The organism is Coleofasciculus sp. B1-GNL1-01, from assembly GCF_040220235.1.
Lineage (GTDB): Bacteria > Cyanobacteriota > Cyanobacteriia > Cyanobacteriales > Coleofasciculaceae > Coleofasciculus.
Genome location: NZ_JAVJTO010000034.1, coordinates 1 through 13,776 on the forward strand (window position 1 = coordinate 1; position 13,776 = coordinate 13,776).

Annotated in this window: 13 protein-coding genes and 1 pseudogene; 9 read left to right on the forward strand and 5 right to left on the reverse strand. The window is 45.3% G+C overall.

The genetic code is table 11. The features are described 5' to 3' along the window. A pseudogene (locus tag RID53_RS07895) lies at positions 1-186 on the reverse strand (hypothetical protein); the annotation flags it as partial. A 149-nt stretch (positions 187-335) separates the two neighbouring features. Here RID53_RS07895 and RID53_RS07900 point away from each other — a divergent pair. Continuing rightward, positions 336-812 carry a histidine kinase dimerization/phospho-acceptor domain-containing protein gene (locus RID53_RS07900; protein ID WP_446387642.1) on the forward strand — a complete coding sequence of 159 codons (477 nt, stop codon included), beginning with the start codon at positions 336-338 and terminating at the stop codon, positions 810-812. 146 nt (positions 813-958) lie between these two features. Here RID53_RS07900 and RID53_RS07905 read toward each other — a convergent pair whose 3' ends face one another. Next, complete coding sequence (locus tag RID53_RS07905; RefSeq protein ID WP_446362103.1) at positions 959-1,534, reverse strand: hypothetical protein; 576 nt, start codon at positions 1,532-1,534, stop codon at positions 959-961. Between the two features lie 214 nt (positions 1,535-1,748). Between RID53_RS07905 and tftA the strand changes: the two genes are divergently transcribed. Next, positions 1,749-3,107, forward strand: coding sequence for a hormogonium tapered terminus morphoprotein TftA (tftA, locus tag RID53_RS07910; RefSeq protein ID WP_446387589.1), 1,359 nt, complete (start codon positions 1,749-1,751; stop codon positions 3,105-3,107). 93 nt (positions 3,108-3,200) lie between these two features. Here the strand turns inward: tftA and RID53_RS07915 are convergent, their stop codons facing one another. Next, on the reverse strand, positions 3,201-3,578 hold the full coding sequence (locus RID53_RS07915) for a response regulator (RefSeq protein ID WP_446387590.1): 378 nt from the start codon (positions 3,576-3,578) through the stop codon (positions 3,201-3,203). Between the two features lie 293 nt (positions 3,579-3,871). Further along, entirely contained in the window at positions 3,872-5,077 is a 1,206-nt protein-coding gene (locus RID53_RS07920; protein WP_446387591.1) for a tetratricopeptide repeat protein, read from the reverse strand. A 291-nt stretch (positions 5,078-5,368) separates the two neighbouring features. On the opposite strand from RID53_RS07920, the gene RID53_RS07925 reads away from it, so the two are divergent. The 6 genes from RID53_RS07925 (at position 5,369) to RID53_RS07950 (ending at position 12,329) form a co-directional block, all read left to right on the forward strand. After that, positions 5,369-6,598, forward strand: a complete 1,230-nt coding sequence (locus tag RID53_RS07925; RefSeq protein ID WP_446387592.1) for an esterase-like activity of phytase family protein — start codon at positions 5,369-5,371, stop codon at positions 6,596-6,598. A 216-nt stretch (positions 6,599-6,814) separates the two neighbouring features. Beyond that, a complete protein-coding gene (locus RID53_RS07930) occupies positions 6,815-7,837 on the forward strand; it encodes an ATP-binding cassette domain-containing protein (RefSeq protein WP_446387593.1) in 1,023 nt (340 codons plus the stop codon). 155 nt (positions 7,838-7,992) lie between these two features. Beyond that, positions 7,993-8,886: an ABC transporter permease gene (locus RID53_RS07935; RefSeq protein ID WP_446387594.1), complete on the forward strand. Its 894-nt coding sequence runs from the start codon at positions 7,993-7,995 to the stop codon at positions 8,884-8,886. A gap of 118 nt (positions 8,887-9,004) precedes the next feature. After that, complete coding sequence (locus tag RID53_RS07940; RefSeq protein WP_446387595.1) at positions 9,005-11,605, forward strand: NACHT domain-containing protein; 2,601 nt, start codon at positions 9,005-9,007, stop codon at positions 11,603-11,605. 64 nt (positions 11,606-11,669) lie between these two features. Further along, entirely contained in the window at positions 11,670-11,834 is a 165-nt protein-coding gene (locus RID53_RS07945; RefSeq protein WP_446387596.1) for a hypothetical protein, read from the forward strand. Between the two features lie 102 nt (positions 11,835-11,936). Beyond that, positions 11,937-12,329, forward strand: coding sequence for a hypothetical protein (locus RID53_RS07950; protein WP_446387597.1), 393 nt, complete (start codon positions 11,937-11,939; stop codon positions 12,327-12,329). A gap of 225 nt (positions 12,330-12,554) precedes the next feature. On the opposite strand, the gene RID53_RS07955 is transcribed toward RID53_RS07950, so the two are convergent. After that, on the reverse strand, positions 12,555-12,989 hold the full coding sequence (locus RID53_RS07955) for a peroxiredoxin (RefSeq protein ID WP_446387598.1): 435 nt from the start codon (positions 12,987-12,989) through the stop codon (positions 12,555-12,557). A gap of 359 nt (positions 12,990-13,348) precedes the next feature. On the opposite strand from RID53_RS07955, the gene RID53_RS07960 reads away from it, so the two are divergent. After that, on the forward strand, positions 13,349-13,759 hold the full coding sequence (locus tag RID53_RS07960) for an Npun_F0494 family protein (protein ID WP_446387599.1): 411 nt from the start codon (positions 13,349-13,351) through the stop codon (positions 13,757-13,759). The last annotated feature ends 17 nt before the right edge of the window (positions 13,760-13,776 follow it).

The following is a 13,776-nucleotide window of genomic DNA, read 5'->3' on the forward strand; positions in this document are numbered from 1 at the left end:
TCTATATTGATGAGATTGATGTATTTTATCAGTTGATTTGTGGCAATAAGGACAGGTGGCTTTATTGGATTTATTCGCTAATTCAATTAAGATTTCATTTTCGGTTATAAACCAATAGTTAGTGGCTTTAAAACCCTCAAAGTTGATAAGTTTTGTAACGAAAAATAAAAGGGAGTTAGATGGCATAGTATTAATCTTTGATTTTTGCTGTTCATTTTCAGAATACTTTATATCATAAAAGCTGACCTCAAATCAAGGTACAGCAGGGACTCAAGGCAACTTTGAGTGTAAAAATATTTCAATTATTTGTTTTTCTTTACAGGTAATTTATCATAATTACTCTAGAAGAGCCGCCTGGTAGCCTTGAACTTTGGGGATACTCTCCCGAAGAGTTAATGGCTGACAAAACTCCCTACTTATCGCGCCATGTACCAGAAGAATTAGCCATCATTCACGAAAACACCTTCAATCAAATTTTTGTTGAGGGCGTGAATCAGGGGGAGTATCAATATCATCACCCTGATGGCAAATGGCGCTGGTTTTCATTCAACGTCTCCTCGGTTCGGGATGACTCCGCAGATTGCTGGATTGCCACAAGTATTGCTACAGATATCACCGCCCAGAAACAAGCAGAGGAAGCACTTTTAGTTGCCAAAGAAGCGGCTGAAGCGGCTAATCGCGCTAAGAGTACCTTTCTGGCCAATATGAGTCATGAACTCCGCACGCCTTTAAATGCTATCCTTGGTTTTGCCCAGTTAATGGAACGCGAACCTACCTTTTTGATGAAATTATTGAACTTATCGACTCTATAAATTAGTTAGATCCCCGACTTCCACGACTGGCTAAGATCCCTGACTTCCCCGATTGGCTAAGATCCCCGACTTCCCCGACTGGCTAAGATCCCCGACTTCCCCGATTGGCTAAGATCCCCGACTTCTTGAAGAAGTCGGGGATCTGACTAATCCGGGAAGGCGAATCCGGTTCTGGGATCGCGGATAAATAACCCCAGCACTAATGAGTCCATCACCGTGTCCCATACGGGGTTCAAACGCTCTGCATCATCTACCCAGTAGTCAAAAGTAATCAAACATTGAACGCCAGAACCTAACCCAATACAGATGCGGGAATAGGCGTCGCGGTTTTCGTTAGGGTCAATAAATTTGAATTGAGTCCAGACGATGCGGGCGGTTTGGCGCTTCAGTTCAATAATTTCGCCCTTCTCCGTTATATTCCGCTCATCATCTCGAACGACTCGCTTTAATAAAGAAACTAAGGGAAATTCAGCCCAGTCGCCTGGAGGAAGTAGATTATAGGACGCTTCTAAGCGACAATCATCGTTGGGTGGCTTGTTGTCCAGAAACCGAAACGATTTGGTATCTGGTTCAAAATGCCAATCTTCGGGAACATCAAAGCGCAATGCTCCTCGCCCTGCTACGAAGATCCGATGTCCTGGCTTGGATGTCCAGTTGTGGTCTTCTTTTAGCTCTAGGGTTTCCTTGATCCATTGGAGATTGTGCTTTTTGCGTTTAGCCATAGCCGATCGCCTAGATGAAAACCACATTTAACTATTGATGGTAACACTATCTCTGGCTCCCAGAGAGGGTGGGCTAGATTTCTACACCATTTCTTTCTCTGGATGGAGGTGAACAAAAACTTATACGCTCATGCACTAGCCGAAAGACACCGAAATCCTTATTCTGGATTAGTGGCAGTGAGTGCGACTGATCAGTGCTGAGGACAAGTAACTAATGGGACGAATCTTTATTTCTGCCGGACACGGAGGAATTGAACAAGGGGGACGCGATCTAGGGGCGATCGCAGGCGGTACAACGGAAGCTCAACAGATGATTCTGCTGCGGGATCAGATTGTCCCGGAGTTGCGATCGCGTGGCTTTGAGGTTCTCTCTGTCCCGGATGATTTGAGTTCAACTGAATCAATCCAATGGATTAATGCTCGTTATCGTCCCGGCGATGTGGCGCTGGAAATTCATGCGGGTTCTTCCTCCAATCCCAGTGTCCGAGGAACGGCGGTTTACTACATTGCCAATAACACTGAACGCAAAAATCATGCAGAACTGATCCTCCTCGCACTCCTGCGGCGTCTTCCCCAATTGCCAAACCGAGGCGCAAAGCCGGATACGGCGACAGGGATGGGTTTTCTGGCGTTTACCCGCGATACGATTCTTCCTTCGCTGCTGATGGAGGTTGGCTATCTCACCAATCCAGAGGATCGCTTTATTATTCAAAATCGCCGCCGCGAAATGGCGTTAGGGATTGCGGATGGACTAGCGGCGTGGAGTCGAGCGGTTTCGGGAACGGAACCGGGAGGAAATGGAACGGATGTTACCTATCCTTCGATTAATATCAAGATTAATAATCAAACGTATGGAGAGCAAGGCATTATTGTCAATAACAATGCCTATATTCCCATTGACTTAGCCGATCGCTTGGGTGTGGATTTAACCACGATTCCCGGTATTCGCCGCCTTCAGTATCGAGGAGTGGTTTATGTCAAAGCGATTGAATTGCGAGATTATAATATTTCAGTGGGTTGGGATGCAGCGACACGGACGGTAATTTTGCGCTCTATTTTACAAATTTGTCCGGGTCAAATTGACCGAATTATGGCACATGGGAATACGTCAGAAGTGCAGTTAATGATGTTTCTCAAAGCCAATAATGAAGACGCCTTGGCTCAGTTTCCGGATTTACCCAAGCTTTACCGGGAAGAAGCCGCCATTGAGGGGGTAAATTATGATATCGCCTTTTCTCAAGCCATGGTGGAAACGAATTTCCTCCGTTTTGGTGGCGACTTGAAACCTAGTCAAAATAACTTTGGCGGCTTAGGATCAGTTGGGGGTGATCCGGAGGGAGCAACATTCCCCAGCGCCCGATTAGGCGTTCGCGCTCATATTCAACAATTAAAAGCCTACGCCAGTTTAGAACCCTTGGTACAAGAAGTGGTCAGTCCCCGATTTCGCTTTGTCACTCGTGGAATTGCACCCCTAGTTCAGCAGTTGAGCGGACGTTGGTCGGCTGACTTGAATTATGGCGATCGGATTATGGCTGTTCTCCGGCGTCTGTATGAATCAGCCGGGTTTTTCTAAGGGTGAGTAGTCCTCAAACCTTTACGAATGACATAAGACAAATGACAAATGACGATCTCTACCGTTAACTTTTGTTGTGTCCACATACTTACATTATGACCAGTCCAAAACTTTAGTTACTTCCTTAGTTAGCGTCATTGGGTCAAAGGGTTTAGCAATAACTCCAGCAATACCTAACTGATCAAATTGAGTGATGTCGTTGTTAAACACTTTTGCTGTGAGTAAAATTACGGGGATTTTCTGAGTGCTGGGAGAGTTTTGTAACTCTTTCAATAGGGTTAACCCATCCATATCCGGCATCATCACATCCAAGAGAATCGCATCAGGTTGTTCAGTTTGGGCTAACTGTAGTCCTTTCTTGCCGGATTCAGCCGTGATTACTTGCCAGTTGCCAATCGTTTCCAGGCAAGCTTGGATCACTAAACAAAGATTGGGTTCATCGTCAATGACTAAGATATATTTGGTAGACATAAAGGGAACTGGGAATGGGAAACAGGGAACAGGGAATAATCAATTTAAATGTACATCAGCTTACTTGTGAAAGAGGGCGAGTTTTGTTGTTCATTTATTGGTGAGAAGGACGGGTTTTGTTGTTCATTTATTGGTGGATAGGGCGAGTTTTGTTGTTCATTTATCGGTGGATAGGGCGGGTTTTGTTGTTCATTTATTGGTGAATAGCGAAATTTAGTCCCTAAACCCGCCCCTACAGATTGCCTAAACTCGCCCCTATTGCTGACTGTTCACGTTCTTCGAGGGTAGATTTATTACTGATTACTTGTTTCCTCCTGATTAACTTTCTCGATTTGACGGGCAAAATGGGTTTCTCTATACTGCAATGATTGCGCTAATTCTAGACCTTTTTGAAAAGCGTCTAAGGCTTGGGCATACTTGTTTTGGGTGAGATAAATCTGACCCATTTGATCGTAAGCTTGCATCAACCCATAATAATTGTAGGACTGTTGTTCCACAATAATCAACGTTTCGTACACTTGGAGTGCATAGTCGGGTTGGTCGTAAGATAAATAGAGTTGGGCTAATTTTTCGAGTGCATCACTGGCATAAGCAAACTGTTGTGATGACCAAGCGAGTGCATAAGCTTCTTGGTAGCTTTGAGAAGCTTGTTCGGGTTGATTCAGGGCTTCGTAGTCGGCACCTATCCCAATTTTTAGGGCGGGAATTTGCGTGTAGTTTTCTTGGTTGAGGTAACTTTCCACTAACCGTTCCTTGATCCGCAGGGCGTTTTCGGGTTTCTGGGATTGTTTATAAATGTTGAGTAATTCTTGTAAATAGTTAATCTCCGCCACGCGATCGCGCCTTGCTTGGGCTATTGCCAGTAATTCTTCATAAATGGCGGCGGCTTGGGGATAATCAAACCAAGCCAAGTGGAGTTGGGCGATGGTTTCTAAGGTTTCGGCTTGAGTTTCTAGATCTTCTTGTTGACGAGCATCGGCTAAAATTTGCTCATAGATAGCTAGGGCATTTCTGGGAACTCGTACCTGTCGATAAGCTTGACCTAATGCACCTAAAAGTTCTGGATCTAACTCTCCTTCTTCCTCAGCGTTTTGCTGAATCGTTTCTAAGCGTTTAGTAATTAACTGTACCTGGGATTTTGCATTCCGACTCCAGGCAATTTCACCGACGCGCCCTAGGGTTTTGACTTCTTCTAATCGTCCACCCAGAACTCGCCGTAACCGAATTTCTCGATACCAGATATCAAACGCCTCTTCTTGATTTCCCGCCCTCAATTCGGCGGCGGCTTGATTATTTAATTGATTGAGATCTTCCCTCAGTCGGCGGCGTTCTAAGGGGCTTAAAGGGCGTTCTACGGGGGGATTGGGAAGCAGGGGATCACCAGTGGTATCCAGTTCTAGGGGATTGGGTGGATTTGTTTCAGCGGGTTGGGCTAATGTTGGACTACTTAACCCTAACCAGAGTGTCGCGATGCAAAAGAGGAGTTGAACTTTTTTCATTAATTTAAGCTGTATAAGATGCAACACTGTTTTCAGTAGAGCCAGGAAATAAATTTCTTATCTTTAAGCTAAAGTAAGCTACAGTTTACTACCTTAAAGACTTTTAACCCGTTTGAACGGGACGCGAGCTTTTAGCCCGTAGACGCAAAGCGGCTTCTCTTCGAGAACTTTAGTTCAGAGCTTAAGTCTGATTAATTATTATCTTATCTGCCAACGTAATCACCATTGACGCTTAAAATCAACTTAGAGTTTCTACAGGAACCCCTTACCCTAAGACGTTTGACATTTCTTATGAGTCAGCTATTAACACAAAATCCCTTAAAAATCAAGACATTTCGCCCCCTATTGTCTCGACTCTTAGTCGTGGCGATCGCGCTATTGACTCTGTTGACGACAAGCTGTAGTCCCTCAACCGCCAGAACCGCCGAACAGCGAACGTTTCTGGATTTATCCTTGGACTTTTTGGCGGAGTATCAACTGCCCAAACCAATGAGGTTTGAGGATACTCCCGTTGGCGGCTTATCCGCCCTCTCCTATGATCGCGATCGCGATCGTTTTTTGGCACTGTCCGATGATCGGTCAAATCTCGCACCCGCCCGATTTTACACCCTGGCGCTGGCAATTAACCGCGACTCAGCCGGAGAAATTGGGATTGAATCCGTCACCGTGGAGGATGTAACCATTCTCAAAGACGAAAACGGCAAACCCTATCCGGCGGGAACCATTGACCCCGAAGGCATCGCCCTATCCGGTAAAGGTGGTGTATTTATTTCCACTGAAGGGGTTCCTAGTCAGGGAATTGAACCCTTTATTCAAGAATTTGACCGCCAAACGGGACAACCGTTGCAACGCTTGCGAATTCCTGACCGTTTTCTCCCGAATAATACTACAGAAGAGGAACAAGTTCCCCGTGGCGTACAAGAGAACCTAGGCTTTGAAGCATTAACCTTAGAACCCATTACATTAGCGGCGGCGAGTGGCGATCCTTTTCGCCTATTTACAGCAACGGAATCGGCGTTAATTCAAGATAGTTTACCCCCAGATTCAGAGGAGGTTCCCCGAATTCGGTTGCTGCATTATTTAATTAGCGATATTGCCCCACCCATGCTAGTAGCGGAACATTTGTATCCACTGGCTCCCGCCCCCAAAGGGACAATTGATTATGGCTTATCGGAATTAGTGGCATTAGATACAGAAGGTCACTTTCTTAGTTTAGAACGGAGTTATGGGTTGTTGGGACTCAGCGCCCAAATTTATCAACTAACCCTGGGTGGGGCAACCGATACATCTAATGTTGCCAGTCTCAAGGGGAATATTTCTCGCCTTGATCCGGTGAAGAAAAAATTGCTCCTTGATTTAAGTACTTTGGGAATTTATTTAGATAATCTGGAAGGGATGACTCTAGGTTCACGGTTGCCCGATGGGAGTCAGAGTTTGGTATTAGTCAGTGATGATAATTTTAATGAAGCACAGATTACGCAGTTTCTTTTGTTTCGGTTAAACCTGAATAAGTCGAATTGAGCTAAATTGTAGTGGCGTGATACAGCTAATTGGCTCTCTTCCTCTCCCCCCTTCTCCTTGTCAACCTCAATTACAAATTTAAAGCCATAGCAGGTTGACAAGGAGAAATAAATGTGCATTATTTTCAATTCTCCCCCCACTGCCGACAAACCCCTTACAATAAAAAGACAGCTAATTGTATAGATTTGTATAGCCAACTCAGGTATAGAACGATATATGGCTGCTGCCGTTTTAATCGAGAACCTAAAAAAATACTACGGGGATGTCGAAGCCGTGAAGGACATCTCTCTGAACGTCGAACCGGGTGAGATTTTTGGCTTACTTGGTCCGAATGGGGCGGGGAAAACCACAACGATTCGCTGTCTGTGTACTTTAAGTAAACCGGACGCGGGTAAGATTGAGGTATCGGGAATTTCTGCGATCGCGAATCCTAGAGCCGTCCGTCGTCGCATCGGTTATGTCGCCCAAGAAGTGGCATTAGACAAAGTGTTGACAGGGCGCGAGTTACTGCAACTCCAAGCAGATTTATATCACCTACCCAGTAGTATTGCCAAAGAGCGGGTCAATACCATGATAGAGGTGTTGGGCTTGCAAGAGTATGCTGATAAAAAGACGGGAACCTACTCCGGCGGAATCCGCAAGCGCTTGGATTTAGCTTCCGGCTTACTCCATAAACCCGATGTTTTGGTTCTGGATGAACCCACCGTGGGACTTGATATCGAGAGTCGGGTAGTGGTGTGGGAATTTCTGCGTCAATTGCAAAACGCGGGTACGACCATATTTATTACCAGCCACTATTTGGAAGAAGTAGATATTTTAGCCGATCGCGTGGCAATTATCGACAAAGGAGTTGTCATTGCCGAAGGTACACCCTCTCAGTTAAAGGATAACGTGGGAGGCGATCGCATAACCCTCCGCATCCGGGAATTCTCGCCTATGGAAGAAGCCCAAAATGCCAAGGAAAAGCTGGAGGTGTTACCCTTTGTCCAAGAAGTGATTATTAATACGGCACAAGGAAATTCCCTCAACTTAGTGGTTAAACCCCAAAGTGACGCATTGACCAACATTCAGCAATCCTTAAAAGATGCTGGATTACCCATCTTTGGCATTGCCCAATCTCGACCTAGTTTAGATGATGTCTACTTAGCCGCCACAGGTCAAACCTTAATGGATGCTGAACTCGCGGCGGCGGGAACACGAGATGTGAAGGCAGAGAAAAAGCAACGGATGAAGGAATGATGAGATGATGCTCAAATAACGACAAGCCATGACAAACATTGTGGATAGAGAACTAACCCATCAGTGAAATCAGTGTAACTAACCTTTCATGTCCCTACCCCCATCGGTCTAAGAAATCCGTGAAATCAGTGTTTTGACCAATAACAAATAACATTATGAGTGGAACTGTAACACCATCAAAACCAGAAATTAATTGGCAACCCGACGTGGTAAGTCAAGTCCCTGTCAGCGATAAGGCGGGTGTCGGTGAATTTGTCCAAGAAACCTTGGCACTCACTAAACGCCTGTTTATCCAACTGCAACGACGCCCCTCTACCTTAATTGCTGGCGTAATTCAACCATTGATGTGGCTAATTCTATTTGGGGCGTTATTTCAAAATGCACCAAAAGGACTCTTTGGCGAAAGCTTATCCTATGCCCAATTCCTGAGTGCAGGTGTAATTGTATTTACCGCCTTCGCAGGTGCGCTGAATTCTGGCTTACCCGTGATGTTTGACCGGGAATTTGGCTTTCTGAATCGCTTACTGGTTGCACCTCTGGCGTCTCGCTTCTCCATTGTCGCCGCATCCGCTATCTATATCGTCGCCCTCAGCTTTATCCAAGCCGTCGTGATTGTCGCCGCTAGTGCAGTTATGGGTGCGGGTTTTCCTAATATAGCCGGACTGGGTGCGATCGCGCTGATTGTTTTCTTGCTGGTAATCGGGATGACAGCATTAAGTTTGGGACTCGCCTTTGTGCTTCCGGGTCATATTGAACTCATTGCCGTCATTTTTGTCACCAACTTACCCCTGTTATTTGCCAGCACTGCCCTAGCGCCGCTATCCTTTATGCCAAGATGGTTACAATTTGTCGCCAGTCTCAATCCCTTAAGTTATGCAATTGAACCGATTCGCTATCTCTACCTCCATGGAGACTGGTCTTTAGGTAGTGTTGTCATGGAAGCACCTTGGGCTTCAATTACATTTGGTGGGGCTGTTTTAGTCTTGTTTGGCTTTGCTACTGTCGCCTTAGTTCTGATTAGTCCATTGCTGCGCCGTCGATTTGCCTAATGGCATTGAAACTTGGCAGTTTGGGAGGGCTAAAACCCTTGATATACCGTAGGGTGGGCAGGGTCCCACCCACTTTAATTTAAAGGGTAAACATACGTTTTCTAGAGGAATTAGCAGCATGGTGGAACTTTGGACAGCGCTAGGCGTTTCTATCCTCAACGACTTACTTTTAAAGGATATCCTCCTGAAACTGGGGAAAGAAGCGTTAGAAGACTATGTTAAAGATTTTTTTAAAGACTGTATTAAAACCGGGGTACAATCTGCCCAACCCGATATCCTGAAAAAAGCGCTGGGTGAGGCTTTACAGCAATTGCTCAAACTCATCGAAGATGAACTCTTATTTGAATGTGAGTTAACCGAAGCCGAAGTTCGAGACACTTATCAAATAGCAATTGGGCGGTTTCTCCAAGACGATGAAGTTAAACCCCTATTAGGAAAAGCCTTTGAAAAAAATTGTCGTGGCATCGACGATAATCAATTAAGGATAATTTGGAGACAGCGCTATTCTCCCGATATGCCAACTGGGTTTAACTGGGATGGGATTGCCAAGCAATATGTTAAAGATGTGAAACGCATTGTCCGCAATTCGCCAGAGTTAAAGGAACTGTTAACATTAGAGATTCTGGAATCTATTGAACAACAGGTTCGAGACAATGCCAAAATTAATCCTGATTTTAATATCACTAAATATCAAGAAGGATTACGGGAACGCTACAGTCATTTAAACCTATCCAGTTTAGATACCACAGGCTGCGCCTATAATGAACTAAAACTCTGGCACGTTTTTATTCCCCAAAATGTGCGACAAGTTCATCAGGTATTACCCCAAGTCTATGAACTCCCTAAAGAACATCAGCGGCGACTGCGAGAGAGTCATCTACTTGACGCGGATGTGTCTGTGGAAGAGTTAACTGAATATAAACAGGTTTATTCTCAACAGCCAATTCGTCCGATTCAGGAAATTATTAACGATAAAGATAACTATCCCTATCTGGTGATTCTCGGTGATCCGGGTTCGGGTAAATCTACCTTGTTGCAATATTTGGCATTAGATTGGGCAAATTCTACCCCCAATGATGCCAGTTTACAGCCGATACCCCTGCTGATTGAATTACGCACCTATATGCGAAATCGCGATGTGGGACAATGTAAGAATTTCCTGGAATTTTTCCATGATAGCAGTGGGATTGTCTGTCATCTGAATCAGCATCAACTGGTAGAACAGTTAAAAGCCGGAAATGCTTTGGTCATGTTTGATGGCTTGGATGAAGTATTTGATCCGGGGAAACGGGAGGATGTGATTACTGATATTCATCGCTTCACCAATGATTATCCTGATGTGCGGGTAATTGTTACGTCTCGTGTGATTGGCTATAAACCCCAGCGGTTACGAGATGCCCAGTTTTATCACTTTATGTTGCAAGATTTAGAGGCAAATCAGATTCAGGAGTTTATTACCCGTTGGCATGATTTAACCTTTACTAATCAAGTAGATAAACAAAGGAAGCGGGAACGGCTGCAACGGGCAATTAATACATCAAAAGCGATTCGCGAACTCGCCGGAAATCCGCTGCTATTGACAATGATGGCAATATTAAATCGCAATCAGGAATTACCCAAAGATAGACCGGAATTATACAACCAAGCCTCGCGAGTATTGCTGCATCAATGGGATGTGGAACGGGCGTTAGTGGAACATCAGCAGTTAGAGATTCAAACGATTGATTATAAAGATAAGCAGGCGATGTTGCGTCGGGTAGCTTATCAGATGCAAGCAGCAGAGAAAGGATTGGCGGGTAATCTGATTGCGGCGGATGAGTTAGAAGGAATTTTGACGGATTATCTGAAAACATTAGATATCAATAATCCTAGGGCGGTGGCTAGGGTGATGATTAAGCAACTGCGGGAACGGAATTTTATTTTATGTTTCATGGGGGCAGATTATTATGCTTTTGTGCATCGGACATTTTTGGAATATTTCTGTGCCTGGGAATATGTTTGGCAGTTTGAGAAAGAACGAACGCTTTCTCTGGAGGCGTTGAAAACCGAGGTTTTTGGGAAGCATTGGCAGGATGAGTCTTGGCATGAAGTGTTACGGCTGATTGTGGGGATGATTGAGCCTAAGTTGGCTGGGGAGATTATAGATTATTTGAGGAATCAGTCGGGGGAAGCGGAAAAGTTTATTAATGTGTTTCTAGCGGCGGATTGTCTGTCTGAGGTGAGAAATCGTTCGGGTATTGCATCAACGGTGATTCAATTATTGAATCAGATTAATGGTTTAATTCAGTATGACTTACCTTATTATTATGAATCTTATAGCGAGGAAGCAGATTTAGTTCGGGCAATTCGCATCGAAGCGGTTGCGGCAATTGCGATAACCTGGCATGATTCTCCAGACACTTTACCTTGGCTGAAACAAAAAGCCCAATCTGATGACGATGAGTATGTGCGAGGCGCAGCGGTGGAAGAATTAGCAAAAGGCTGGAAAGATGAGCCATGGTTATTTGAATTATTACGCGATCGCGCTCTCAATGATCCCTTTGTGCGAGAGGAAGACTGGGAAGACAATCCTCGGCAATTAGCCATTGAAATCATTGTCAAACAATATCCTAACCATCCCCAGACTCTACCCTTGCTGCGCGACAGAGCCGAAAATGACCCCGATGAGAAAGTTAGAGAGTTTGCCCATAAAAAATTGGCACAATTAGCTATCGTTTGAAATGGTGCGTTACGCTTGGCTAACGCACCCTACACCCGCCCCGACTCAGGTATCTAGACTTCCTGTGAAAAGAAAGGGCGATCCGATAAAATTGAGTGGACACAGTTGTCAATTTGTGCTAGCGGGACGTCCCTACGGGGAATTAAAAGAGCGATCGCTCTGGAAACGTGTTAAGAAAGAGATGGCTGATGATAGCGATCGGGAAAAAATCCCAGATAAAAATAATTAGAGGCGCTATAGTAGGGACACGGCACTGCCGTGTCCTTATTGGTAGAACTGCCGTATCCTTATAGAAATCTAATCGTATTTCTAAATAAACAGGTTAATTGCCATGAAGATCAGCACCCTATTGACTCCGGCACTCACCTCAACCCTTTTCGCTTCCCTAGGGTTAGGAGTGGTTGTTAGCATGACCTCAATCATTATGCCTGAAGGAGCGATCGCACAAACCACTGAACGGGTGAATCCCCTAGAAGATCTCGATAATCGGCAAAATGAGCGAGATTCACTCACGGGAACCACGGGTAACAGTGGTTTTAATGTCTTTGATTTTATCCATCGCTCCCGTTTAGGCGTTGATTCGGAAGCATTTAACAGCGAACTGGATCAAAACTTAGACAATGCGACAGAGGAGTTCCGGCGGCTACAACGGGAACGGTTGAGAAATCAACCACAAGTTCAACCGAATTCCCCCTCTGTTCCCACCGGAGGTGCAACTCGATAAAACTGTCCTCACAACATTCCCTTTTGTAGAGACGTTCCGGCGGAACGTCTCTACCAATCTATAGCAGTAGACACATCGATTAGGACTTTCGGCACCATTGTAGAGACGCGCCACGGCGCGTCTCTACTCTCCAGTTAAAAAAGGTGCAAAATCCTATGGTATAAGCTTTCTGCCCTTCTGCCTCCTGCCTCCTGCCTTCTGCCTTCTGCCTTCTGCCTTCTTGCACTAGCTCATGCTGGCTAGGATATCCTGAGCATGGGAATCGGTTTTCACCTTCTCATCAACATACGTGATCGTCCCTTCACCGTTAATCACATAAGTGACGCGCTTGGAGTAACCACCGCCTTCAACATCATAAGCTTTGGTCAGCGTGCCATCCGGATCAGCGAGCAATTGGAAAGGCAAGCCATACTTCTCCTTAAATTGCTTATGGGATGTCTCATCATCCATGCTCACACCGAGAACAACCATATCTTTGCCTTGATATTCAGCATAGTTGTCCCGGAAGCTTTGGGCTTCCTTGGTGCAACCTGGGGTATCGTCTTTGGGATAAAAATAGAGAACTACTGTTTTCCCCGCCAAGTCGGACAGGGAAACGGTATTCCCTGCATCATCTTTGGCGGTAAATGCCGGAGCTTTATCACCAACGCTTAAAGCCATAAGTCTTTTTCCCTGTGTTGACTACTTAACTATTCTTCATCCTACTACGGATAATCAGTGGACTCGATTAAAAAAGTTGGTATGTAACTCAAGGGAAGGTTGATGAGAAATTCCCTGTTCCCTGTAGGGGTAACCCGCTTACACCAATTAACAACTCCAATCCACTCAATTAACTCAGGTCGCCCTCGCCTCTGAGGTTAAGATAAAAAGAAGCGTGACAGACATTTTATCAATTCACTGGCGAAGAATCCCAGCGCCAGATCAATGGTGTGGGGCTTCTCACGGATTACGCTAATCCAGTTGCAGTCAACTACCCTGCCCATACACAACATGGAGGAGGTATCCAGCAGCGAATCACGATGACTTCCATTTCCTCTGAAAAAGCCCAGTCGGTTCACTATCCAGAGCGAACAGTTAAACGCGCTGAACAAGCTTTGCGCTGTTTGCCTTTCCAGTTAACCTTGTATAAGGAGATGCGTTTGACCAGCGTTTCCCTGCTGGCGATCGCGACGCAAAAAGGGATAGAACAGGGCTATACTAAAAGTCCCTTATCCGAGTTGGCAGCCGAACGTGATTTAATGTGGTTGATTCAAGTCGGCGTGTTGCGGCGAGAAGTTGATGGTCAAGGTATTACCGACAGTTTTCGTCTCACACCCTTGGGTCGTCAACTGGTGGAAAAATGGGCAAGCCGAGGCGAGTCATTGCCCCCGCCATCCCTGTGCGATCGCATCGCTCACGCCTGGAACCGTTGGTTGCGATTGCCAATCTAAGTGGAATAGCACTGAAA